We start from the raw sequence: 24,197 nt of genomic DNA, 5'->3' as shown, positions 1-24,197 counted from the left end.
CGAGCCTCAGGGCTGCGCGGCGCCTTCGATGAGCCGATCGCTGACCAGCCGGACCGCGCCGCGCTTCCAGGAATAGTCGGCGCCCATGCGCAGCCCGCTGTCGCCGCGCGACACCACGGCGCCAGTCCGGGCATCCCGCACCTGGAAGCCGATCGTATATTCGGTGCGGCTGACGCGCCGCACCACGCCGATCAGCGATTGATCCGCGCCGAGCTTTGCCGCGATGGCGGCATCGCAGCCGTTGCAGTCGCGCAAGGCGCGGGATCTTACGGCGTCCTCGCGCACGCCGCTGACGTCGACGATGCGATAGCGGCCCGATTGCCCGAGCGCATCGCGCACCGCAGTCGTCACCTCGGTCAGATAGGAGCTATCTGTGGCCGCGAGGCCCACCGCGGGTGCAGCCGTGTTGTCGTCGAGTTCGAACTCGAACACCGCAAGTGCGATCGGCGCCGGTGCAGCGAGCGCCGCCAGGATCTCGCGCGCGACGAAGCGCTCGGCGTGCTCCCACGCCTCGTCATTGTCGCCACGAAAGGTGTAAAGCTTGTCCATCACGACCTTACGGGCAGCGACGTCGATCACCGCGACCTTTGCCCATTGCACCAACGTGCTCGTCTTCTGGATGCCGCCGATGATCTTGAACGCTGCCCCGTCCTGCGCGGTCGGAACAAGCCGGTAGCGCTCGCCGGCGGCGATGTCCCGTCGCAGCGCGGCCATGAACGCGGCCAGCCGCTTCTCGTGAGCGGCGGTCTGGTTGGCGGGCTCGCCCGACGTGTCCAGATAGCTGAAATCATCGATGGCAACGCTACCAGGCTCAGCGGCGGACGCAGCAGCGGCCCGCAGAACGAGCAGGAGAATTGAAACGAACACAGGCGGGGATCGACGCATGGGCGGCCTCGCGGGATGGACGGGCCTTGACGCTAGGCCGGCAGCCCCCGCCCCCGCAGCCATCTATGTCCCGGCAAGGCCCGGGAAAATTTCACGACGTCGTCCCGGATCGTCAGCGGCGCTTTCCGGCGGTTCCGTTCTGCCGTTAAATGGCCGAAGACCAGTCAGGGTGTCCGCCGATGTGGAACCGCTCCAAGCCCGACCTAAAACTCCGCCTGACGCTCCGCGTGGCGGCGATCTCCGCGCTCTGCTTCGCGGCGATCGCGGCCTACTTCCTCGTCGAGGCCGACCGTTCGGTGCACGCTAGGATCGATGCGATCGCAGCTCTCGCCGCGAAGACGCTGGAGCTCCAGCGCAACAAGATCCAATGGGTCAACAACCCGCGCTCCGAATTTCCCGACCTGGACAATGTCGCCGCCTCCGTGATGGCGCCCGGCCTCTGTCTCGCCTTTCGCGGCAGCAACGGCGATGTCGTTCAGCGCTTCTGCGGCGGTGCACCCAATGCGGGCGGTGAACCGCCACGGGTCTTCGCCGCCTTCTATCGCAGCCTGTTCGATCCGGGCCGCGAAGCCGTCCGCACGGTCGAGGCGCGCGGGATGAAGATCGGCGAAGCCGTCGCATGGATCGATCCGGCCGTGCTCACGGCGCAAGCCTGGCATGAGGCGGGCCGGCTGACGACCGCGCTCGCGATCGCGCTACCGCTGCTCTGTGCCCTCGTCTATGCGGCGTTGGCCCGCGCGTTGCGTCCGACACAGGTGGTTCGCGCCGGCCTCGAACGGATCGCCGCCAACGACCTGACGGCACGGCTGCCGCCGTTCGATCTGGCGGAGCTGTCGGCCATTCGCGAGGTGTTCAACCACCTGGCCGAGACTCTCGCCACCACACTCGCGGAACGCAGCGAACTGACGCGCAAGCTGATCGCCCTCCAGGACGAGGAGCGCCGTCATCTTGCGCGCGAATTGCACGACGAATTCGGGCAATCGCTCGCTGCGATCCGCGCCCTCGCCGCATCGGCGCGTCAGACCGCCGCGGAAGACTGCCCCACCCTGCTTGCCGAATGCGACGGTATCGCACGCACCGCAACGGACATGATGGAGACGTTGCGCGGCGCGCTGTTCAGATTGCGTCCGCCCGATGTCGACGAGCTCGGCCTCGTCGCCAGCCTCGAGGGCCTGGTCGCCGGCTGGAACGGGCGCAGCCGTGGGCGGCCAAAGTTCGACGTCCGCTTCGACGGCGCGTTCGAGAACCTGCCCGCCGCCGTCGGTGCCGGGCTCTACCGTATCGTGCAGGAAGCGCTCACCAATGCGGCAAAGCATGCCGGCGCCACGCGCGTCAGCCTCGAACTAGCCGCACGCGGGGCTGCGGAGAACGACGATCGTGTCATCGCACTTTGCATCACTGACGATGGCCGCCCCGGCGATGCCGCAGTCAAATCCGGCATGGGCCTGCTCGGAATGCGCGAACGCGTCACCGCGCTCGGCGGCGAGCTCAGCTTCGACACGGGCGGGACTCGCGGCGCGACGCTGCGCGTCGTAATCCCCGCACCGGTCGATTCCATCATCATAGAGCGCGCCGCATGAACGGAGCCGGCTGCGCCATCATGCTGGTCGACGATCATGCCGTCGTTCGCGAAGGCTATCGCTCGGTGTTGCAGAAGCAGCCGGGCTTCCGCGTCGTGGCCGAGGCCTCCGACGGGGCGGAGGCCTACCGCCTGTTCAAATCGGCAAAACCGGATCTCGTGATCATGGATCTGAGCATGCCCGGCATCGGCGGGATCGAAGCGATCAGGCGGATCAGGCAATGGGACAAGGGCGCGCGCATCCTCGTCTTCACCATGCACCAGAACGCAGGTTTTGCCGTGCAGGCGATCCGCGCCGGCGCTAGGGGCTATGTCACCAAGACCAGTCCGCCCGAGACGCTGGTGCGCGCCGTGACCGACATTCTCGCCGGCAAGATCGCCATCAGCCCCGACATCGACCACGAGCTGGCGCTGAGCCGGCTTGCCGGCGAGAGCTCCGCCGCCGACGTCCTCACCGCACGCGAGTTCGAGGTGCTGCGCTTGCTGCTCGCCGAACGGAGCACGGAGGAGATCGCCGAAACGCTCCACGTCAGCCCGAAGACGGTGGCGAACCTACACTCCCTGATCAAGGACAAGCTCGGCGTCGCCTCGGACATCGAGCTGGTCCGGCTGGCCCTGCGCCAGGGCCTGCTGACGCAGGCCGACCTGGGGGAAGCCTGAGCGCCGCGCGCGGCGGCGGATCATTCGCGGGAGATCACCGAGTCGAGCCACGCGCAGTTCAGCGGCGGCACGCTTGGGTCTGGCACGCGGACCCCGCGCGCGGCCGCATCCAATCGCATGTCGCGCAGGCGCTTGCGCTGCTCTTCGGGCATGTAGAGCCGCTCGTGGCCCCACAGCGATGGGCCGTCGAAGGTCTCGTGCGGCTGCCAGGTCTCGGGATCAATGACCCGCCCGCCCCAGCCATATTCGATGAAGAAGCCTGATGGCGTGTTGACGTAGAACGAGGTCATGTGGTCGTTGGTGTGCCGCCCCAGCGTGTAGGCGACGCGGCCCTCGTCCATCTGCGCGAGATCATAGCCCTGCCCGACATCGTCGAGGCTGCCGAGCTCGACCATGAAATGGTGCAGCGCCTTCCGCCCCGAACCCACCATCGCAAAGCTGTGGTGGCGGCCGTTGACGTGGAAGAAGTAGAGCCCATAGGGCTTCAGCCCGAAGTCGGAGACGTGAAAGCCGAGCACGTCGCGGTAGAACGGCAACAGCGGCTCAACGTTCTCCACGTTAAGCACGACGTGTCCCATGCCGAGCGCGCCGGTGCGGAAGCCCGAGATCGGCCGGCCCGGCTTGAACGGCTCGGTCGCAAGCTCGGGCTTGCAGAACGCTTCGAGCCGGTTGCCGGCAGGATCGGCGAACGCAATCAGCTCGGTCACGTGCCGCTCGTCCGCGAGCGCGCGCGATCCGCGCGTCACCTTCACGCCGTGCCTTTCGAGGCGGTCGGCGAGCCGGTCGAGCTCGGCGGTGGACGGAACCTCCCAGCCCATCATCGCCAGGCCAGCATCGCTGCTACCATCGACGATCAGCCGCTGCTTGCGATCGTCCATGCGGAAGGCGCGCATCTTGCCGCCGCGGTCGATCTGCTGCATGCCGAGCAAGCCGGTCGCCATTCGGCTCCACTGGTCGAGCTCCGATGAACTGATCCCGATATAGCCGAGCGCGGTGATTTCCATCGACGTCCTCCCGATCGTCTCGCGTTCGCCGCATTGCGACGAACTTGATACCGGCCGCGCGCGATCCTACGGTGGCGTCCCGGTCATCGCTTCGCATTCGCAAGGACGATAGTCGCGGGGCGAAGCGGCACAAGGAAGGAAATTCGAAGTGTCCAAGGAGCGGACGCGGCCGGACCGGCCACGGCAGTCGGAGGGCGTCCGCGCCTTCAAGCGCGGACTGGACGTGCTGCACGAGGTCAACCGCTCCGGCGGCATCCGCGCCGGCGACGTCGCGCGCGCGCTCGACCTGCCTCGCCCCACCGTCTACCGCTTGCTCGAAACGCTGGAGGAGCTCGGCTATGTCGCGCGTAGCGCCAGCGACGACCGCTTTCGCGTCACCCGCCGCGCCCTCAGCCTCGGCGACGGCTACGACCCCGGCGTGGTGATCTGCCAGGCGGCGGCGCCTTTTCTCGCCGAGCTCAGCAAGGCCCTGGTCTGGCCAGTCGACCTCTCCACCTACGAGAACGCGGCGATGGTGGTACAGGAGACCACCCATTCCCGCAGCCCGCTCTCGATCGATCGCGGCATGATCGGCAAGCGCCTGCCGATGTTGCGCACCTCTGCGGGGCGCGCCTATCTCGCCGCCTGCCCCGCGCGCGAGCGCGACCTGATCGTCAATCATCTGCGCCGAATCGACGAGGTCGACGACCGCCCCTTCCTCGAGTCCGTTCGCTTCAACCGCATGATCGCCGAGACCCGGGCGCGCGGCTACGCCATCCGCAGCGAAGGCGAATACAATCCCAAGACTGCCTCGATCGCCGTTCCCATCGTCCGCAGCGGCGCGGTGCTTGGCTGCATCTCCATCATCTGGATCCGCTCGGCGCTCGGGATCGACGAGGCAATCGCGCAGTTCGCGACGCAGCTTCAGGAGACGGCGTCCGCGATTCCGGTCGGGGTTTAGACCTCACCCAAAGCCATATGTCGTCGCTCTCGCGCGGACTCCTCCGCACCGTCATGCCAGGCTTGACGAGTGCCAGGCATCCGTCCGCAGGGCGGACACTTGGCGCGGTGGCGTTGAAGCGGGGGCATAACTTGGGGAAGAGATAGCCCCATGCAAGATAGATCCGCCCCCAAACACTTCGACGTCGTGATCGTCGGCCGCGGCCCGGTCGGCGCGACGCTCGCCAACCTGCTCGGCCTCTGCGGCGTGCGGACGCTGGTGCTGGAGCGCGAGGCGCGGACTTACCATTTGCCGCGCGCGGTGCATTTCGACGACGAATGCATGCGCGTGTTCCAGACCATCGGCCTCGCCGACGCCATTCTGCCGCATGTCATCCTCAGCCCCGGCATGCGCTTCCTCGACGCCGACGGCCGGATGCTTCTGGACTGGTCGCGTCCGCAAACGCCGACGCCGATGGGCTGGAATCTCAGCTACCGTTTCCACCAGCCTGACCTGGAGGACGTGCTGATCGGCGGCCTGAACCGCTGGCCGCACGTCACCTTGCGCAACCGCTGCGACGTGTTCGCGCTGGATCAGGACGAACGCGGCGTACGCGTCCGCTATGAAGATCTCTCCAACGGCAAGCTCAGCGAAATCCGCGCCGGCTACGTCGTCGGCTGCGACGGCGCGCGCTCGCTGGTGCGCCGCTTCATCGGGTCCGGCATGGATGATCTCGGCTTTCACGAGCGCTGGCTCGTCGTCGACGTCCTGCTCAAGCGCAACCGCGACGACCTCGGCGACTACAGCATCCAGCATTGCGATCCGCGCCGTCCCGCAACCTATGTCCGCGGCACCGGTACACGACGGCGCTGGGAGATCACGGTCCGTCCCGACGAAGACTCCCAAGAGGTCGCACAGCCGGCAATGGTCTGGAAGCTCTTGTCGCGCTGGATCGCACCCGGCGACGCCGAGATCGAGCGTGCCGCGGTCTACACCTTTCACTCCACCATCGCGCAGCAATGGCGGAGCGGACGGCTCTTGCTCGCTGGCGACTCTGCGCACCAGACCCCGCCGTTCCTCGGACAAGGCATGTGCGCCGGTATCCGCGATGCCGCGAACCTTGCGTGGAAGCTCGGTGCCATCCTGCGCGGCCGCGCCGGCGCCGCTTTGCTCGACACGTATCAAAGCGAGCGCCTGCCTCACGTGCGCGAGTTCATAGAGCTTGCCATTCGCCTCGGCGGCGTCATCAACACCAAGGCGATCGAAGCGGGCCTCGCCGCCGGCGAAGCGCGCGAGAACGCGCCAGTGAAGCTCGAGGTGAAAAAGCCGCTGCTCGGCCCCGGACTCACTCTCAACGATCTACCATTGGTCGGACAGCTTGCGCCGCAGTTCGCGTTGAACGACGGCAGCCGTAGCGACGATCGGATCGGTTACGCCCACGTTGTTCTGGTCGAGAGCGCCGCCGCGCTCTCATCCCGTCTTCGCAGCGGGCTATCGCAAGCGGGCATCGCGATTCTCTCCGGCGATGATGCCGAGGGCGTCGGACGCTGGCTCCACGAGCACGGCATCACCGCCGCGCTCGTTCGCCCCGATCGCTATGTTCAGGGCACAGCCCGCAACGATGCCGAGCTCGACCTGCTCATAGCCGCAATCATCCCTCCAACCCATGTGCCGTCCGCGGCCTGACCGAACCTCTCTCAAGGACATCTCATGAAACTGCTCTCATTCATCGCCGACGGCCGCACCTCCTTCGGAGCCGTCAAGGACGACGGCGTCGTCGATCTCGGTGCGCGCATGGCCGCCGACGGCTGCACGACGCTGCGCCGGCTGCTCGAAACGGGCCGGCTTGCGGACGCGGCAAAGCTCGCCGCGTCGGTGGCGCCCGATCATCCGCTCGACAAGATCACCTTTGCGCCCGTCATCCCCGATCCCGGCAAGATCATCTGCGTCGGCCTGAACTATCGCGACCACGTCGCCGAGACCGGCCGCAGCGTCACCGAGAAGCCGGCGTTGTTTGCCCGCTTCGCCTGCAGCCAGGTCGGACATCTCCAATCGATCGTGAAGCCTGATGTCAGCGACGATTTCGACTATGAGGCGAGCTCGCGCTCGTCATCGGCAAGGAAGGCCGCCGCATCCCGGCAAGCCGTGCGCTCGACCACGTCGCCGGCTATGCCTGCTACAACGAAGGCAGCATCCGCGACTGGCAGCGGCACACCAGCCAGTTCCTCTCCGGCAAGACCTTCGCAGAAAGCGGCAGCTTTGGCCCGTGGCTGGTGACAACGGACGAAATCCCCGATCCGTCAAAACTCTCTTTGCAGACGCGGCTCAATGGCATCGTCGTGCAGAACGCAACCACCGATCTTCTGATCACGGCGATACCGGAGCTGATCGCCTACATCTCGACGATCTGCCCGCTCGTCCCCGGCGACGTCATCGTCACGGGTACGCCCGGCGGCGTTGGCGCCAAGCGTACGCCGCCGCTGTGGATGCGCCCCGGCGACACCGTCGAGGTCGAGATCTCCGGCATCGGGATCTTGCGCAACAGGGTCATCGCCGAGACGGCCTGACCACCGACGCCGATCAATCAACGGACGACAAAATCAGGAAACGACATGGGCACAATCCGCATGACATCCGCCGCCACCCTGCTGGTCGCGCTCGCGCTCGCCGGTTCCGCGGCCCGCGCCGAGATCAAGGGCGACGCGATCCGCGTCGGCGTCCTCACCGACATGAACGGCGTATTCGCGACCGCAATGGGCCCTGGCTCGGTCGAGGCGGCGCGGATGGCGGCGGAAGAGTTCGGCGGCAAGATCAACGGCAAGCCGATCGAGATTTTGCAGGCCGACCACCAGAACAAGCCTGACCTCGCATCGTCCCTCGCACGAAAGTGGTTCAACGACGGCGTTCAGGCGATCGCCGACGGCGGCAGTTCGGGGGCGGCGCTCGCCGTGCAGGAGCTGGTGCGCGGCAATGGCAGGATCTTCCTCGTCTCGGGCGCCGGCGCCAACCAGCTCACCGATGAAGCCTGCACGCCGACCAGCGTGCAGTGGACCCAGGACGCCTATTCCACCGCGACCGCCGTGGTCTCCGGCATCATGCAGACCAGCAAGGAGCCGTGGTTCTTCATCACCGGCGACTACGCCTTCGGCCACTCGATCGAGGCGACCGCGCGCGCTCGCATCACCGAGCTCGGCGGCAAGGTCGCCGGCAGCGTCAGGGCGCAGCTCGGCACGCCCGACTACAGCTCGTTCCTGCTCCGGGCGCAGTCGTCGGGCGCAAAGATTCTCGCGATCAACGTCGCCGGCGACAACGCCACCGCGATCAAGCAAGCGGAAGAATTCGGGCTTGCCGCGCAAGGCATGAAGATCGTGCCGATGTCGTTCCAGAACGTCGACATCGAGTCGGTTGGGTTGAAGGCGACCCGCGGCGACCTCATCGTCACCTCGTTCTTCGAGGATGTCTCGCCCGCCGCCCGGCGCTTCTCCGATGCGTTCTATGCGCGCCGCAAGGCGATGCCGTCACAGATCCAGGCCGGCGTCTATTCCGCGGTGCGCCATTATCTGCAAGCCGTGAAGGACAGCGATTCCGACGACAGCGCGACCGTGATGGCGAAGATGAAGGCAACGCCGGTGTCGGATGCCTACACCACCAATGGCCGCATCCACGAGGACCAACGCATGGTCCATGATCTCTATCTGGTGCAGGTCAAGACGCCCGAGGAATCCAAGGGCCCCTGGGACTTCGTCAAGCTGGTCGCGACGATCCCGCCCGACCAGGCCTTCCGCCCGCTCGACCGCAGCAAGTGCAGCCTGGTCGGCAAGTAAGCCGATCAGGCGAGATAGCGCGTGATTTCCATCGCATAGAGTGCGCAGAGCGCAAGGCTCGACCACACCGCGGCGCTGAAATACAGCGCCATCCAGGCAAGCTCACCCTTCCAGTGCGCGATGTCGTGGGTCACCACCCAGCGCGTGCTGACGTCATGCAGGCCCTCGAGGAAGCCGAGGAACTTGTTGCCCTCGGCATGCCCTGCCCGCCAACGGCTGAGATACATCGGCACGTCGACGGTGACGAGGAAGGCGAGGAAGCACGCGATGCCGACGATGCCGGCGATCAGCGCCCAGCGCACCGGGCCCTGAAACTCTGGCATCAAGCGGCACAGCGCGATTCCGGCCAGGAAGAAGGTCACCGCCCATAGCGAGTTCTCGATGGCGTTGAAGAGATAGTTGGTGGTCAGCACCGCGTACCAGGAGAAACACTCCGCAATGATGATCACAGGCACGATCACGAGCGCGATGTTGATGGTCGTCTGTGCGCCCGCCATGCCGCCGAGCTGGTGCAGAATGATGGCCCATTGCGCGGCGAAACAGACCTCTGCGACGGTTGCGACCGAGCGGCCGACGAAGACGCTCGACAGCCAGGTGTCGAACAAACAGATCCGCTGCACGTCGGCGCGCGGCAGCACGGAGCGGAAGGCGCAGCCGAACACATAGGCTGCGCAGAGCAGGAACATCAGCCCGATGTCGGAGCCGCCGCCCACGCTGGCCGAAGGCGTCGGGTAGAACTCGCGGTACAGCATGAACCAGACGAGGATGTTGGCGGCACTCACCAGCGTCAGGGCCCCCCACCACCACGCGAGGGGATTTGACCGCGCCTGCCACTGCAGCATGAACCGCTCCGCTGTTATCGATTTGACATATCGTCGTAACAATCCTGTCACAGGACGTCATGGAATCACGACAAATATCTGTGCGTTGACGTTGCTTTGCGGCCGTCTCCCCGGCCTGCGGCGGTCGCGAAAGTTCGTCCACATGTTGGACAATTTTTGGCTGATTGGCGAAATTATTGGACAGATCGGCCTGGCGGGTTCATTAATTCCATATGGCTCGAACTCTCAGGTCCAAACAGACCTGCTCATCCGCCGCCGCAGTGCTGGCCGAGAGTGCCGATGACGCAGCTTTCGCCACGACTCTTGCAAAGGGTCTCGTGGTGCTCGAGGCGTTCAAGGCTGGAACGACGCTGCTCGGCAACATGGAGCTGTCGACACTGACCGGCATTCCGCGGCCGACTGTCGCGCGCCTCACCCACACGCTCGCCGAGCTCGGCTATCTCCGCTACGACGCCGAGCGCGCGAAATACCGCGTCGGTGCGCGCGCCTTGCGGATGGCGCATCCGCTGCTGGCCGATATGCAATTCCGCCAGGTCGCGCGCCCGATGATGCAGGAGCTCGCGCAAAGCGTCCGCGGCACCGTGTCGATCGGCCTGCTCGACGGCACCTCCATGATCTATGTCGAGACTGCGCGCTCAGGCGATGTCGGACCGCACGTCCCCGACATCGGCATGCCGATTTCCGTGGTGATGACGGCAATGGGCCGCGCCGCGGCGGCGACCTTGCCGCCGGCCGACGCCGCATTCCTGGAAGAGCGTATCAAGAACGAAGACGCCGAGCTGTGGTCGGCGTTCCGCGACACTTACCGCGCGGGCCTCGCGCAATGCGCAAGCCGCGGCTTCTGCGCCTGCTGGGGCGAGTACATCGCCTCGATCCATGCCGTCGCCGCGCCGCTGTTTCATGCGCGCGAGCTGAAACAGTCCTTCTCCATCAACTGCGGCATCCCCGCGTTCCGGCTTCAGCCCGGCCAGTTGGAGGGCGAGATCGGTCCGCGGATCGCCGCCCTTGCCGACAACATCCGTGCGATTGTCAACGCTGCGGAGCCGTCGATCGAAGCACGTAAACAAAACAAGAAGAGGGCCAGGCCATGAACGACGCAACTGGCACTCCACGTCCGGGAGGCCACCATGATCATGACGCGCCGAACATTGCTGGGCACCCTCGCCGTCTCGCTGCCCGCTGTTTCATTGTCCGCGCGCGCTGAAGATGCGTGGCCCTCGCGACTGGTGCGGCTGATCTCGCCTTATGGGCCGGGCGGATCGAACGACATCTCGCTGCGCCTCTTCGCCGATGAGCTTGGCCGGAACCTGCATCAGCAGTTCATCGTCGAGAACAAGCCCGGTGCCGGCACGCGCATCGCCAACGATCTGGTCGCGCACGCACCGGGCGACGGCTACACGCTCCTCTATGTCGCAGCCCCCTACGCCACCGCCGAAGCGCTGTTCGGCAAGCTGACCTATGATCGCAAGGACCTGCAGACGGTCGCCATGGCCGTGATCGCGCCGCTGTTCTTGATCATCAGCGCGGACGCGCCGTTCAAGACGTTGCCTGAGCTGATCGCCTACGGCAAGTCGAAGCCGGACGGACTGACCTTCGCCTCGCCCGGCGCCGGTTCGCAGCCACAGCTCGCCGGCGAGCTCCTGTTCAGGGACGCCGGCGTTAAAGGCCTCAACATTCCCTTCCGCGGCGACGCAGCGTCCTACACCGAGCTGCTCGCCGGGCGCGTCGATGCCACGCTGACAGCGTTGCCGACCGCTCTGCCCTATATCCAGAGCGGCAAGTTCACCGTGCTCGGCGTCGCTTCCAGCGAGCGCAGCGCCCTCTACCCGCAGGCGCCGACCCTACGCGAGCAAGGCTTTTCCAACGTGATCGCCGCCGGCTGGTTTGGCTTCATGGTGCCGACCAAGACGCCGCAGTCCGTGGTCGATCGTATTCAAGCCGCAATCCTGCGCGTGCTCGATAGCGCCGACATCAAGCAAAAGCTCTCTGCGCAAGGCCTCGAGGTGCACGCGACCACGGCCACCGAATTCAGCCGGTTCATCGACGCCGAGACGCACAAATGGAGCGCGCTGATCCGCGACGCCGGCCTCAAGGGCGAGTGAATTCAACGTCCCGCGGCGATAGTCGGATCATCAGTCGCGCGCCGTGACAGGATGCGCGCGCGAGCGCGGCCCCGGCGAGGTCCTCCCTGTCGCCGGGGCCGCATCTGTTTCCGCGAATCGTCTGTGAGCGAGGACGCCGAACTTGGAGATTCCAGGGTTCGCAATCACCCCTTCATCGTCGCCACATGGGCCGCGAGCGATCGACGCGCCGCGTGCGCTGGTGTTCGAGGCGTGGTCCGATCCAAAACATCTGCCGCAATGGTTCGGCCCGAGCCGCGCCTCCCAGATCGCACGCTGCTGCTGGAACCAGTCTTCCGCACCGAGAAGTGCATCCGGTTTGAGACGGCAGGTGCGCACGCGGCCTGCCTTCTCCGATTGCACAAGGCCGCTCGTCTCCAGCACGTGGATGTGTTTCATGAAGCTCGGCAGCGCCATGTCGAAGGGATCGGCGAGCTCGCCGACCGATGCCTCGCCCGCGCACAGCCGCATCACGATCGCCCGCCGGGTCGGGTCGGCGAGTGCTGCAAAGATCTGATCCAGTCCGGTCAATTGGTTAGCCATGTAGCTAACTATAGGCGATGCGCCGGGCAGCGTCAACAATTGTTATCCTATCGGCTAAGTAAAATTCTATCGGCCGCGAATCCACTCGGAGCGCGGATTTCGCTCCGCTCCATTCGCGCGACGAAGCTGAACGACGGCCGTCATGCGGAACCCACAGCGCGCAAACGTGAATTGGGATGCGCGGCCCTTCCCTGTAAGACGAAGCGGGGGCGCATCGCATCGTACATTCGGACCGTGCCGTCTTTTGTCACATCAACACGTCTCACCCGGCGAACTTTCGCCCGGGCTGCACTCGTACCGCTCGCGATCTGCCTCGCCCGGCCGCGCCGCGCAGCCGCGGATTCCGACATGATTGCGTTGATGCGCGACATCGTTGCGGCCGAGCTCGCACCGACCGCGACGCCGGACCATCCAGGCGGCCTCGCCGCCGCGCTCTATGCCGGACGCCACGTCGAATTCTTCAACTATGGCTTTGCCGACGACACGACCCGACTCCCCGTGACGTCGGATACGCTGTTCAATCTCGCCTCCTTGCGAAAGCCTTTCGAGGCGACGCTGGTGGCGCTCGGCGCGCTGCGCGGCGAGTTGCGGCTCGACGATCGTGTGTCGAAATACCTGCCTGAGCTCACCGGCGATTACATTCGCCGCGTCACCGTCGGCGAGCTCGCCACCCATACCTCGGGCCTGCTGCTGCCGACCGACCATCCGCCGTGGCCGAACGAGTCGTACACGCGCGAGCAGTTCATCGGCATGCTCGACGCCTTCGCGCCACCTGCGGACGCGGCGCCCGAGAAACAGCGCATCTACAGCCATGCCGGCTACGTGCTGCTCCAGCTCGTGCTCGAGCGCTGCTACGGCAAGCCGATCCGCGAGCTCATCGAGCGCCGCGTCCTGATGCCGATTGGCATGAAAGCGACGTCCATCCCGGAGCGCGGTGCAGACAATCGCGCCGTCATGGACGCGCCGCGGATGCGGCGCGTCGTCCAGGGTTATTCGGACCAGGGCATGGCGATCGGCCCGCCCGGCAACCAGCAGAGCTATTTCGATGTCCCCGGCACCGGCCAGATGTTTTCCTCGGCGCGGGATCTGGCGAGCCTCATGGCTGCCTGCGTCGACGGCCGATCGATCGAACCGCAACTGCGCGAGGCCCTCCAGATAACGCAGCGCGAAGCCTTCCGCGTCGACGAGAAATTCGGACAGGGCATGGCTTGGGAGACGGTGCATCTTCCCGGTCTCACGGTCGTGGACAAGCCCGGCGGCCTCAACAACGCCTCTGGCTATATCGGCCTCGTCCCGGCCCGACGGCTCGGCATCGCGCTGCTGGCCAACCGCGGCGACTATCCGCACGAGATCGCGCGCTACAAGATCCTGCCTACGCTGGCGCGGCTGGTCGCGTCACATTGAGACAACGGCGTCAGACCGATCGCGTCAGTCCGCCATCGACGCGGATGTTCTGTCCGGTGATGTAGGCCGCACCGTCCGAGGCCAGGAACGAGATCGTCGCCGCGATCTCCTCGACCTTGCCGTAGCGCTTCAGCGGCACGCTGTCGCGGCGCGCGTCCGTCTGCGGCAGGCTGTCGATCCAGCCCGGCAGCACGTTGTTCATCCGGATGTTGTCGGCCGCATGAGTGTCGGTGAAGATCTTGGTGAAGGCGGCCAGGCCTGCGCGAAACACTGCCGAGGTCGGGAACATCGCGCTCGGCTCGAACGCCCAGGCGGTCGAGATGTTGATGATGGCGCCGCCCTTCTGCGCCTGCATGACCGGCGTGACCAGCCGTGTCGGACGGACCACGTTCAGCAGATAAGTATCGAGGCCGGCATGCCACTGCTCGTCGGTGATCTCCGTGATCGGCGCGCGCGGTCCGTGGCCGGCGCTGTTGACGAGCACGTCGATGCGTCCCCACTTGGCAAGCGCACCGTCGACGACCCGCTTCAGATCGTCGCTCGACTTGTTCGAGCCGGTGACGCCGAAGCCGCCAAGCTCGGCCGCCAGTGCCTCACCCTTGCCGGAGGACGACAGGATCGCGACGCGAAAACCGTCGCCGGCGAGCCGCCGCGCAGCCCCCGCCCCCATGCCACTGCCGCCTGCGGTGACGAGTGCGACCTTTTCCGCTGCCATGACGATCATCCCTTGCGATACCGTTGAGGCGAGCCGACGGCCCGGCCTATCATCGGCTCTTCTACAAGCAGAATTGCCGATAGGTCCACCATCGCAACAGGCCACCATCATGAGCGACTTGCAGATCCGCAACATGCGCCCCGGGGAGACTTCCCTCGCGGTCGATTGGGCCGCCGCAGAGGGCTGGAATCCGGGGCTCGCCGACGCCGCCTGTTTCGCCGTCCCCGATGCGCAAGGCTTCTTCCTCGGCGAGATCGATGGCGAGCCGGTCGCGACCGTCTCCTGCGTGAACTATGGCGAGACCTTCGCCTTTCTCGGCTTCTACATCGTGCGCGCCGCCTTTCGCGGTGCGGGCCACGGCCTGCGCATCTGGAATGCGGCGATCGCGCATGCGGGATCCCGCGTCATCGGGCTCGACGGCGTTGTGGCGCAGCAGGACAATTACAAAAAATCCGGCTTCCGGCTTGCCTACGCCAATATCCGCCACGGCGGCACCGTCGCGGCCCCGCCTTCGCCGCCGGCTGGTGTCGTCGCGCTCGAGAACATCCCGTTAGCAGTGGTGGAGGCCGACGATGCCACCGTCTTCCCCGCTCCGCGCCGCGCGTTCCTGCGTGCCTGGATCGATGCACCCGGCCATATCGGTCGCGCGCTCATGCGCGACGGCCGGCTTGCGGCATGGGGTGTGATCCGTCCGTGCCGGACCGGCCGCAAGATCGGCCCCCTCGTCGCCGACGATCGCGCCGGCGCGGATACGATCCTGCGGGCCCTGCTCGCAAGCGCCGGCAGCGGCGAGGTCTTTCTCGACGTCCCCGCCATCAACGGCGAGGCCGTTGCATTGGCCGAGTCCTTCGGCCTCACGCCGGTGTTCGAGACCGCGCGGATGTATACCGGACCGATCCGCCCACTGCAGCTCGACCGCATCTTCGGCGTGACCAGCTTCGAGCTGGGCTAGAGAATCCGCCGCTCAGTAGCAGCGCATGATGTTGACGGTGTGCTCGCCACCGCCGCGGCCGGGCACGGTGACCGTCTCCGATGGGCAGCTCGGCACATACGGACGGTCGGACGGCACGACGTTCGGCGGGAAACGATGCGCCCAGTCCCAGGGGACATCATAGGTGTAGGTGTAGCGCACGTCGGTGGACTGCGGCGGCTGCGCCGCATCGACGAAGGGCTGGTTGGTCATGCCGGGGTCGTAGTAGAACCCGCCCCCGCCCGGCCAGTAGACAAATGGATTGTTCCGCCGGTGGTGGAACCGGGCTGCGGGCGGCACGAACGCTGGACGGCCGACCGCCGGGGGCGCGGCGGGGGCAACCGCAGGCCTGGCAACACTCTCGTTCGGACTAAGGAGCAGCGCGGTTGCGCTGAGCAAGGCGAGCAACGCCCCATGCAATTTATAGGTCATGATACGCACCAACTCGTTGGCTACGGCAGCTCCCCACTGCACGCTAGGCCGGGCCGCAGCTCCCCCGCAAACGTACAATTAATTATTGGTTAAGGAACGGGATTAACAGAGCGAGCCCTGCGGGCAAGACGCGCCCGTCCCGCCGCCGGGGCGTTGCCAAGACGTCGTTCCGTGAACGCGTCTCATAACCTGTTGATCGCGAGTTGATCGAGTTGACCGGATGCGGCGGAACGCTGCTGCATTGCGGTCGTTGGCCCCGACACAGCAAGGGAGCATCTCGATGCAACGTAAACTTGCATGCCTGGTCACGGCATCGCTCATGGCGGGTACAACCGCCGCGTCGGCCCAGGCCTACGATTGGAACGGCAACGGCGTGGGATGGGAGCGTAGCGGCCCCGCCTATGAACCGGTGCGGCCGGGCCCAATGTACTACCCCGGGCCTGCGGCGCCGTACGGCTCGCTCAACGGCACCAACCATCCGACGCCGAGTTCGACGCAAGGTGACGTCGGCCCCGGCGGCAACAACAACGGCACGCTGAGCGGTCGCTATAGCTACTGGTAAGATCGGCGCGCCACCAGGCCCACCGTCCAGCGGACGGTGGGCCCTCGCGTTTCAGCGGCCATGTTGTTGTTTGCGCAGCCAGTCCAGCATGTCCTGCGTTTCCCAGGATAGTGTTCGTTGAATTGCCGATCTGAGTGACGGCGGGCCAAAACACGAGTCCGGCGTCAAGACGTCGACGACAACTAATACTGATTATTCGAATTCTGAAACTATGCTATTGATTGTGCACTCCGGTCGCCGCAGAGACGGATATCGCGATCATCACGCGAAACGAGCCGCAAGGAGACGTCCGCAGTTGGCGATGAGAATTGAAAGAGCGACGCTGTTGCGTACACTCCGTCATTGCGAGCGCAGCGAAGCAATCCATAGTCGTCCCGCTGCGACAGTCTGGATTGCTTCCCGCGCTCGCAATGACGATGCTCGTGAAAGCGGATTGCGCTATTTGCGCATCGTCGAAAAGTGAGGACGACGCCGAAGCTGGGGATGGCCGTATCAAGTGCTCCTAACAAAGCACCGCCACTCACCCAGCCAATACCTCACTCCGCCGCCAGACATCGCGCGGCGCCCTCCCCAACCCCCTTGCATCCCTCTTCGCTCTTGTAACAAAACTGTCATGCAGCAAAACTAAACGAAGGCAGCGGCCGCGGTCGGTCGCCGAGCCGCCTCACTGCTGGGAGAGATCTATGCGCCATTCACTGGTGTTGCTGTCCGCCGGATTGACAGTGCTGTCCACCGGACTTGCCTCCGCGCAGAACAACACGCCTCATAACCTGATCCTGTTCATCCCTGACGGCCTGCGCGCGCTGAAGGTCACTCCCGAGACGGCGCCGGCGATGGCGGAGGTCCGCGACAAGGGCGTCAACTTCAAGAATCCCCATTCGCTGTTTCCGACCTTCACCATGGCCAACGGCTCGGCGATATCGACCGGCCATTATCTCGGCGACACCGGCGTGTTCTCCAACACGATCTGGACCAACTACACGTCCGTGCCCGCCGGCGATACCGTGGTCCCCTTCATCGAGAACGATGCGGTTCTCGGCGACATCGACGAGCATTTCAAGGGCGACTATCTCAACGAGGAGACCATTTTGAAGATGGCTCGCGACAAGGGCCTGAGCACGGCGGCGATCGGCAAGGTCGGTCCGACCTATCAGTTCGACCACACCGATCATCCGGACAAGCCGGGTAATCATTCGATCGTCATCGACGACGCCACCGGCGGCAAGAACAGTGTCGCGCTGTCGGACGAAATGAAAGAGGCCCTGACCAAGGCCGGTCTGCCCCTCGCCACTCCCTCGCGCGGCGACAACGCCAAGGCCGGCGACGCCAAGACGCCCGGCACCACCGTCGCCAACGTCGCGCAGCAGGCCTACCTCGCCGACGTCGCGACCAAGGCCGTGCTGCCGATGTTCAAGGCACGCAACAAGCCGTTCGTGCTGGTGTTCTGGTCGCGCGATCCGGACGGCACCCAGCATAACCAGGGCGACAGCCTCAATCAGATCATGCCCGGCATCAACGGCCCGAGCACGATGGCGAGCATCAAGAACGCCGACAACAACCTCGCCCAGATCCGCAAGGCGCTGGACGAGCTCGGGCTCGCCGCGAACACCAACATTATGATCCAGGCCGACCACGGCTTCTCGACCATCTCCAAGGAGAGCAAGACCAGCCCCTCGGCCAAGGTCAGCTATGACGACACGCCGAAGGACTTTTTGCCGATGGGCTTTTTGGCGCTCGACCTCGCCAAGGCGCTCGATCTGCCGCTGTTCGATCCCAACGACAAGAATGCGAAGGTCGAGGGCAACAAGCATCCGAAGGCCGGTAACGGCGTGCTCGGCAACGACCCGACCAAGCCCGATCTCGTCGTCGCCACCAATGGCGGCTCGGACCTGGTTTATCTGCCGAACAAGGACAAGAAGCTAGCAGCCAAGACCGTCAAGGCGCTGCTCGAGCAGGACTACGTCTCCGGCCTGTTCGTCGACGACTCCCTCGGCCGCTTCCCCGGCACACTGCCGCTGTCGAGCATCAACCTGCGCGGCAAGGCGGCGACGCCGACGCCGGCGATCGTCGTCAACTTCCGCTCCTATGCCAGCGATTGCGGCGAGGCGCCAACCAACTGCTCGGTGCAGGTGGCCGACACCGTGCTGCGCCAGGGCCAGGGCATGCATGGCAGCTTCAGCCGCGGCGACACCATGAACTTCATGGCCGCGATTGGGCCGGACTTCAAAGCCGGCTTCGTCGACGAGCTACCGGTCAGCAATGCCGACGTCGGCATGACCGCCGCCCAGATCATGGGGCTGCGCAGGTCGCAGAACGGCGGCCTGGTCGGCCGGGTGATGTCGGAGGCCCTGCCTAACGGCATCGTGCCCAAGGCGTACAAGGCCGTGGAGAAGTCGAAGATGTCCGAGAACGGACTGCAGACCGTCCTCAACTTCCAGCGCGTCGGCAGCCAGCGCTATTTCGACGCCGCCGGCTTCCCCGGTCGCACGCTCGGGCTCGAGCCGGAGGCCGGCAAACAAAAAACGGCGGGGAAATAACCCCGCCGCTTCATCGCGTCCTCACGAGAGGCACGAAAATCTCACACGCCCAAAGCTTTACATGCCGATGTCGAACACGTTCGGCAATTGGCCCGCCAGGGGCAGCGCGGTGGCGCCCAGGAAGGTCGCCACCATCGCCATCAAGCGACGGTTGTTGTGGCGCTTGCCGCGCATCTGGCCGGCGATCCATTCCAGCATCTCGCTGTTGACCTTGGAGGCGTAGGATGGTGCCCAGCTCTCGATGTCGGTGTCCGGCGACAGCGCAACGCTGCGCGGCGGCACCGGCAGGCCCGAGGCGTTCGCTGCATAATGGGCGACGGCCTTGGCAAGCAGGTCGTCGAACCGGCCACCATCAGTGCGCTCGGTCGCGGCTTCGTTGATCTCGAACAGGACTTCGGCCTCAGCGCGGCTGATCGGCTGGTCGTTGACCGCGGCAGCGGTCAGGATGCGCGTGCACCAGGCGGTGTCATCGGCGTCGAGCGAGCGGGAGAAATGCACCCTGCCCTTGGTGGTCGGGCCCTCACCCGTGATCACGCCGTCGCGCACGATGGTCAGCGCATGGGCCGCGGTATCGCGACAAGACGGTTCGAGAGAGGGAGACTCGACGGAGTTAGGCGCAACGGCAGACATAGTTCACTTCCAAACTTCTTCTGATCGACCAGCATTTCCATGCAGGACCTGAACGAGTGGTTAACGATTCGATAGGAGGATCGCGACTTTTCTCGATGGTTGCCGATTAGTCGCTGTCAGGACCATTTCGGTTCCAGCAAAAGTCAGGGCCCGCGTAATGCTGGTCATAAAGGGCATTATCGGGGCAATCTAGACCGCGTCCCTCCGGGTAGGGTTGTTTCGCCACAGGCGCGGCTCTATCAGAAAGATGCTAGAAAATCGGTCTTTCAAAGAAGGAATTCACATTTTACTTGAGCCGGTTCACTTGTACCGTTCACGCTCATATACTGAGCTTGACGGCCTTAGAAAATTTACCAGTAAATTCAATGCGATGAGGTAGAACCATGCCACTCCCAATCGGCACCACAGCCCCCGACTTCGAAGCCGAGACCACCGAAGGGAAGATCAAATTCCACGACTGGATCGGCAATAGCTGGGCCTTGCTGTTCTCGCACCCGAAAGACTTCACGCCGGTTTGTACGACCGAACTCGGCGCGCTCGCAAAGTTGAAGCCCGAATTCGACAAACGCGGCGTCAAGCTGATGGGCCTCTCGGTCGATCCGGTCGATCGCCACGCGAAGTGGTCGGAAGACATCAAGGAGACGCAGGGCGCCGCCCCCAACTACCCGATGATCGGCGACACCGACTTCAACGTCTCGAAGCTCTACGAGATGCTGCCGGCCTCGACCTCGGGCGATCCCCTCACCCGGACGCCGGCGGATAACCAGACCGTCCGCAACGTCTTCGTCATCGGCCCGGACAAGAAGATCAAGCTGGTGATGGTCTATCCGATGACCACGGGACGTAACTTCCAGGAGATCCTGCGCTCCATCGACTCGCTCCAGATGACCGCCAAGCACCGCGTCGCGACGCCGGCCGACTGGAAGCAGGGCGAGGATGTCATCATCGCCGGCTCGGTCTCCAACGACGAGGCCAAGACGATCTATCCGCAGGGCTGGAAGGAGCCGAAGCCCTACATCAGGATCGTGCCGCAGCCGAAGTGACGGGCTGCGGTTTGCGCAAAAGCAACCGCCAATCGTCATCCCGGGGCGCGCAAAGCGCGAACCCGGGATGGGCGTTGCGCACCGGCCCGGAATGACCAGCTCGGCCGCCGACAGACCAGCGGTCGATGAGATCGCGGTCACCACCGCGCGCCGACGTCGGCGAACGCGACCGGCCAGCTCCAGTGCTTGAGCGGCGCCAGTGCGGTGAAATCGCCGCCTACTTCCACGCGTTCAATCCGGTGCTGCGCGAGCACGCGTTAGCCCTATGCGAAGATCCGCAAAGGTTGTGCGTTGCTTTGACACAATTTCGAATCCCGCTATCGTCACCGCTCCGTTCAAGCCCTGGGGGACGATATGGACGATGAGAAACCGATAGCCGAACAGGCGATGGAGACGATCACCACCGCGGTGGAGGCAACCAACGACGCCGCTGTCACCGCCGTCAAGAAAGTCAGGAAGGCCGCCAAGAGGGTTGCAAAAAAGGTAGCGCCGAAGAAGGCCGCCAGGAAGAAAGCCAAGAAGGCTGCGAAGAAGTTTTCGAAGAAGAAGAAGGCCAAGAAGACCGCGAAGAAGACGGCAAAGAAAGCCGGCAAAAAAGCTGCCAAGAAAAAGAAGGCCAGGAAAGCCAGGCGCTGATCGCAACCTCGGCCTCCGGGTGCGCCGCGCCCGGAGGTTCCGCTCTACCCGCGTCGCTTGGACGCGCGCCGGCCCGGGTGGTGCTTCCCTTTTGGATCACGAAACTCGCTCCTGTGGCCGCGCCGATCCTCCTTGGCGAAGCGCCGCCGCTTTTCGGCTGAGCCGAACGCCTTGATCACCCGCCTGCCGTTGACCTTCTTGATCACGTAGCCGCCCTCAGTCATCGAGAACGGCGCCTTCAGCGTTCCCTTGTGATCGAACTTGGTACCGCGCGGATGCTCGAACGGCTCGAACCAGGACGGATAGACGAAGTTCGACATCGGGAAGCCGCTGACGATGAAGAACTCCTCCTCGACGGCATCGCAGACCTCGTAGGCATATTGGGTGTGCCTGCTCTCGTCGGCCCACAGATTGGCCATGGGATCGAGCACCATCTCGAACAGCTCGTGCGAGGCCGCCATGCTGATTGGCTCATCGCCGAGTGCCCTGACGAAGATCTTTGAGATCGGCTGGCCGCGATGCGTCAGTTCGTGGCGTCCGAGCATGTTCTTGTGGGAGGCATCGTCGAAATAGACGAGCTGCCAATCCGTCTGCTTCGGTTTATACGTAACGTAGAGATCGACCGGATAGCCCCACACCGGCAGGAAGTGCTCGTCGTAGCACTTCTGCAGCGCGGCGGTGAGCTTGCCCATAGCCCGATCGCTGATCATCTTCTCCGCGTAATTGATGCAGGCAATCCGAACCGGCTTCAGGGACCTGCCGAGCAGTCCACGCCTGGCTCTCTTCATGGAAATCACCAAGTTGAATGGGAAACTGAAATAAGCCGCGCCAGCCTAGCACGGATGGGCGGTACACGTCAGGGATGTATTGCCGGGGTCCGGCTCTCCCGGGACCTTAGAAGCGCCGGTTGACCAGAAACACCGCCGCCGCGCAGATCGCGACGCCAGCGATCGCGAGCGCGTCCAGCCTCTCTCCGAACAGCGCATAAGCCATCAGCGCGGTGACGGCCGGTACCAGATAGAACAGGCTCGCAACCGAGGTCGCTGCGGCATGGCGGATCAACCAGTACAGGAGCCCGATCGATCCAATCGAGAGCACCACGGCCAGCCAGGCGAGTGCGAGTACGAATTCCCGCGTCCAGTGCACCACGCGGTCCTCGAACAGGAAGGCGCCGATCGCAAAGAAAATCGTCACGGCGGCGTATTGCACGAGGTTGCCGGCGCGCCAGTCGATGTGGTTGCAGTAGCGCCGCTGATAAAGCGTGCCGAGCGTGATGCTGATCAGCGAGACCACCGAGGCGAGCCAGCCGAGACCGGCTTCGCCCGTCATGGGACGGTTGTGCAGGATCAGAACAACGCCGCCCAGGCCGAGCACCAGGCCGCCCCATTGCAAAGGCGTGACCCGCTCGCCAAGCCAGCGGTTGGCGATGGTCGAGGTCAGGATCGGTTGCAGTCCCGGGATCAGCGCGGAGAGCCCAGCCGGAATCGAGTGCGCGATAGCGATCGCGGTGCCACCGAGATAGAAGCCATGAACCAAAATCCCGGCGACGGCGCTGTGGGCAATGCCGATGCGGTCCGGCCACTTTGGACGGGCGATCGCGGCGATCACCGCCATCAGGCCGACGACCACAGCCATGCGGATGGCAAGATAGGTCAATGGATCGGCGTTGTTGACGACGTATTTGGTGCCGATGAATCCGGTGCTCCAGAGCACGACGAACAGGATCGGCGCTGCACGTGCGGCCGGGGAGTCTTGATTATGATTCATTGCCGCCCTCATTGCCCGACCGGGGGCTGTGCGGCAATGCGAATTTCAGCTTTGCGGGATGCTGCGCTGCAGGGCGGACAAGAGCGGCGGTGCGGCTCAGGCCCTCACCATTCGGTCGGACAGGGGTCGATGATCTTCCAGAGTTCGACGCCGTTCTTGATCTTCTTCATGTCGGTGGTGAGCCCACCGTTGCGGCGAATCCAGTCCTTCACCGTGTCGGGATAGTACGACATCAGATCGGACGTCCCTTCGGCGCTGGTGACCTTGATGCCGAAGGTGAAGGCCTTGTCGTAATAAGCTTGGTGGAAGCCGAGGCTCGCACGGGGCGTCACGCAGATCTTGTTCATCGGCACGATGCCCAGCACCAGCGTGCAGGCCGAATTGCAGATGCCGTCGATGATGACCCGCTCGCCCTTGTCACGGACGCGCTTGTACTTGGCCTTGTACTCCTCGACATAGCCGCCGTGGTCACGGGTGATGTGCAGATCGGCCCGCGCAGGCGTGGCGGCGATCACGGAGAGCAACAGCAGGCTTAAGGGCGTGATGCGCATGGCAAAGTGACGGCGACAGCCTTGCAATGAGCCGGCCTCGAAGAGCTCCCCCCCAAGGGGCCGGCGAAAGGAATCTTGACGGAATTCTCTTTGGTCACACTTGTGTGGGGAATTCGTTAAGCATCTCGAAAAGGCCAAAAATGGGCAGGGCCGCGGACGCTCCCCGGCTTTTGGGTCACACCCGGCCGGAATAACCGCGATCGGAGGCGATTTTCGACCTCCGGATGGTGCCCAGCCGGCCCAAAATGGCTATAAGTGGCAGGTCTGTTAGCGCAGGTTCCGGAGAATCGAGATGAGCAGGTTGAAGCTTGTTGCCGCGGTCGCCGTCCTGTCGGCGGCAGTCCTTGCCCCCAGCCTCTCGGAAGCCCGGGTGCATCACCGGCACCACCGCCATTACACCCACCCGCTACCCTATCCGATCAGCTACCTGCACAATTATGGCCCCGGCGTCACGCAAGGCAGGTTCGCCTATTACGACGGTCCCTCGAACAACCACTGCTATCAGGGCTCGGCCGGCTATATCGGCCAGGATGGCCGGAGACACCCCTGCTTCTGAGGGGCACCCGTCTCCTGC

At 64.7% G+C, this 24,197-nt stretch carries 23 protein-coding genes and 3 pseudogenes; 16 read left to right on the top strand and 10 right to left on the bottom strand.

The genetic code is table 11. The annotated features are described in order from the left end of the window. Positions 1-6: 6 nt before the first annotated feature. Positions 7-885, bottom strand: coding sequence for a DUF3280 domain-containing protein (locus MTX21_RS02640; RefSeq protein WP_280970385.1), 879 nt, complete (start codon positions 883-885; stop codon positions 7-9). 179 nt (positions 886-1,064) lie between these two features. Between MTX21_RS02640 and MTX21_RS02635 the strand changes: the two genes are divergently transcribed. Both MTX21_RS02635 and MTX21_RS02630 read left to right on the top strand, forming a co-directional pair. Continuing rightward, positions 1,065-2,465 (top strand): histidine kinase, encoded by a 1,401-nt coding sequence (locus tag MTX21_RS02635; protein WP_280970384.1) that lies wholly within the window; start codon positions 1,065-1,067, stop codon positions 2,463-2,465. Then, entirely contained in the window at positions 2,462-3,124 is a 663-nt protein-coding gene (locus tag MTX21_RS02630; RefSeq protein ID WP_280970383.1) for a response regulator transcription factor, read from the top strand. Before MTX21_RS02635 ends, MTX21_RS02630 begins: the two co-directional genes overlap by 4 nt. A 20-nt stretch (positions 3,125-3,144) precedes the next feature. Here the strand turns inward: MTX21_RS02630 and MTX21_RS02625 are convergent, their stop codons facing one another. After that, complete coding sequence (locus tag MTX21_RS02625; RefSeq protein WP_280970382.1) at positions 3,145-4,128, bottom strand: VOC family protein; 984 nt, start codon at positions 4,126-4,128, stop codon at positions 3,145-3,147. Positions 4,129-4,276: 148 nt separating this feature from the next. On the opposite strand from MTX21_RS02625, the gene MTX21_RS02620 reads away from it, so the two are divergent. The 4 genes and pseudogenes from MTX21_RS02620 (at position 4,277) to MTX21_RS02605 (ending at position 8,871) form a co-directional block, all read left to right on the top strand. Then, a complete protein-coding gene (locus MTX21_RS02620; protein ID WP_280970381.1) occupies positions 4,277-5,068 on the top strand; it encodes a DNA-binding transcriptional regulator in 792 nt (263 codons plus the stop codon). A gap of 150 nt (positions 5,069-5,218) precedes the next feature. Next, the gene (locus MTX21_RS02615; protein WP_280970380.1) at positions 5,219-6,733 is read left to right on the top strand and encodes a bifunctional 3-(3-hydroxy-phenyl)propionate/3-hydroxycinnamic acid hydroxylase; all 1,515 of its coding nucleotides are present in this window, start codon (positions 5,219-5,221) and stop codon (positions 6,731-6,733) included. Positions 6,734-6,757: 24 nt separating this feature from the next. Next, positions 6,758-7,614 (top strand): annotated as a pseudogene (locus MTX21_RS02610) (fumarylacetoacetate hydrolase family protein). A 45-nt stretch (positions 7,615-7,659) separates the two neighbouring features. Further along, a complete protein-coding gene (locus MTX21_RS02605; protein ID WP_280970379.1) occupies positions 7,660-8,871 on the top strand; it encodes an ABC transporter substrate-binding protein in 1,212 nt (403 codons plus the stop codon). A 5-nt stretch (positions 8,872-8,876) separates the two neighbouring features. Here the strand turns inward: MTX21_RS02605 and MTX21_RS02600 are convergent, their stop codons facing one another. Beyond that, positions 8,877-9,713, bottom strand: coding sequence for a hypothetical protein (locus MTX21_RS02600; protein WP_280970378.1), 837 nt, complete (start codon positions 9,711-9,713; stop codon positions 8,877-8,879). A gap of 212 nt (positions 9,714-9,925) precedes the next feature. On the opposite strand from MTX21_RS02600, the gene MTX21_RS02595 reads away from it, so the two are divergent. The 3 genes and pseudogenes from MTX21_RS02595 to MTX21_RS40035 all read left to right on the top strand — a co-directional run. Next, entirely contained in the window at positions 9,926-10,804 is an 879-nt protein-coding gene (locus tag MTX21_RS02595) for an IclR family transcriptional regulator (protein WP_280970377.1), read from the top strand. Between the two features lie 36 nt (positions 10,805-10,840). Continuing rightward, complete coding sequence (locus MTX21_RS02590; RefSeq protein WP_280970376.1) at positions 10,841-11,815, top strand: tripartite tricarboxylate transporter substrate-binding protein; 975 nt, start codon at positions 10,841-10,843, stop codon at positions 11,813-11,815. A gap of 193 nt (positions 11,816-12,008) precedes the next feature. Next, positions 12,009-12,086 (top strand): annotated as a pseudogene (locus MTX21_RS40035) (SRPBCC domain-containing protein); the annotation flags it as partial. Here MTX21_RS40035 and MTX21_RS02585 read toward each other — a convergent pair. Further along, positions 12,086-12,376: pseudogene (locus MTX21_RS02585) on the bottom strand (metalloregulator ArsR/SmtB family transcription factor); the annotation flags it as partial. The pseudogenes MTX21_RS40035 and MTX21_RS02585 sit on opposite strands and share 1 nt — an antisense overlap. Before the next feature lie 348 nt (positions 12,377-12,724). Here MTX21_RS02585 and MTX21_RS02580 point away from each other — a divergent pair. Beyond that, positions 12,725-13,780, top strand: a complete 1,056-nt coding sequence (locus MTX21_RS02580; protein ID WP_280970375.1) for a serine hydrolase — start codon at positions 12,725-12,727, stop codon at positions 13,778-13,780. Positions 13,781-13,790: 10 nt separating this feature from the next. Here the strand turns inward: MTX21_RS02580 and MTX21_RS02575 are convergent, their stop codons facing one another. Continuing rightward, a complete protein-coding gene (locus tag MTX21_RS02575) occupies positions 13,791-14,495 on the bottom strand; it encodes an SDR family oxidoreductase (protein ID WP_280970374.1) in 705 nt (234 codons plus the stop codon). A gap of 109 nt (positions 14,496-14,604) precedes the next feature. On the opposite strand from MTX21_RS02575, the gene MTX21_RS02570 reads away from it, so the two are divergent. Next, entirely contained in the window at positions 14,605-15,447 is an 843-nt protein-coding gene (locus MTX21_RS02570; RefSeq protein WP_280970373.1) for a GNAT family N-acetyltransferase, read from the top strand. A gap of 12 nt (positions 15,448-15,459) precedes the next feature. Here the strand turns inward: MTX21_RS02570 and MTX21_RS02565 are convergent, their stop codons facing one another. After that, a complete protein-coding gene (locus MTX21_RS02565; protein ID WP_280970372.1) occupies positions 15,460-15,897 on the bottom strand; it encodes a hypothetical protein in 438 nt (145 codons plus the stop codon). Positions 15,898-16,177: 280 nt separating this feature from the next. Between MTX21_RS02565 and MTX21_RS02560 the strand changes: the two genes are divergently transcribed. After that, positions 16,178-16,459: a hypothetical protein gene (locus MTX21_RS02560; protein WP_280970371.1), complete on the top strand. Its 282-nt coding sequence runs from the start codon at positions 16,178-16,180 to the stop codon at positions 16,457-16,459. Between the two features lie 683 nt (positions 16,460-17,142). After that, the gene (locus MTX21_RS02555; protein WP_280970370.1) at positions 17,143-18,996 is read left to right on the top strand and encodes an alkaline phosphatase family protein; all 1,854 of its coding nucleotides are present in this window, start codon (positions 17,143-17,145) and stop codon (positions 18,994-18,996) included. 57 nt (positions 18,997-19,053) lie between these two features. On the opposite strand, the gene MTX21_RS02550 is transcribed toward MTX21_RS02555, so the two are convergent. Next, positions 19,054-19,626 (bottom strand): hypothetical protein, encoded by a 573-nt coding sequence (locus MTX21_RS02550; protein WP_280970369.1) that lies wholly within the window; start codon positions 19,624-19,626, stop codon positions 19,054-19,056. Positions 19,627-20,009: 383 nt separating this feature from the next. Between MTX21_RS02550 and MTX21_RS02545 the strand changes: the two genes are divergently transcribed. After that, a complete protein-coding gene (locus MTX21_RS02545) occupies positions 20,010-20,669 on the top strand; it encodes a peroxiredoxin (protein ID WP_280970368.1) in 660 nt (219 codons plus the stop codon). A 354-nt stretch (positions 20,670-21,023) separates the two neighbouring features. Then, positions 21,024-21,305, top strand: a complete 282-nt coding sequence (locus tag MTX21_RS02540; protein WP_280970367.1) for a histone — start codon at positions 21,024-21,026, stop codon at positions 21,303-21,305. Positions 21,306-21,349: 44 nt separating this feature from the next. On the opposite strand, the gene MTX21_RS02535 is transcribed toward MTX21_RS02540, so the two are convergent. From MTX21_RS02535 to MTX21_RS02525, 3 genes are all read right to left on the bottom strand, one after another. Beyond that, the gene (locus MTX21_RS02535; protein ID WP_280970366.1) at positions 21,350-22,093 is read right to left on the bottom strand and encodes a hypothetical protein; all 744 of its coding nucleotides are present in this window, start codon (positions 22,091-22,093) and stop codon (positions 21,350-21,352) included. A 106-nt stretch (positions 22,094-22,199) separates the two neighbouring features. Continuing rightward, positions 22,200-23,072: a DMT family transporter gene (locus MTX21_RS02530; RefSeq protein ID WP_280970365.1), complete on the bottom strand. Its 873-nt coding sequence runs from the start codon at positions 23,070-23,072 to the stop codon at positions 22,200-22,202. Between the two features lie 104 nt (positions 23,073-23,176). Further along, positions 23,177-23,623 (bottom strand): hypothetical protein, encoded by a 447-nt coding sequence (locus tag MTX21_RS02525; protein WP_280970364.1) that lies wholly within the window; start codon positions 23,621-23,623, stop codon positions 23,177-23,179. 292 nt (positions 23,624-23,915) lie between these two features. On the opposite strand from MTX21_RS02525, the gene MTX21_RS02520 reads away from it, so the two are divergent. Continuing rightward, positions 23,916-24,179, top strand: a complete 264-nt coding sequence (locus MTX21_RS02520; protein ID WP_280970363.1) for a hypothetical protein — start codon at positions 23,916-23,918, stop codon at positions 24,177-24,179. Positions 24,180-24,197: the final 18 nt, after the last annotated feature.

Origin of the sequence: Bradyrhizobium sp. ISRA430 (genome assembly GCF_029909975.1) — a bacterium.
GTDB lineage: Bacteria > Pseudomonadota > Alphaproteobacteria > Rhizobiales > Xanthobacteraceae > Bradyrhizobium.
This window is presented reverse-complemented; position numbering and strand designations above follow the sequence as displayed.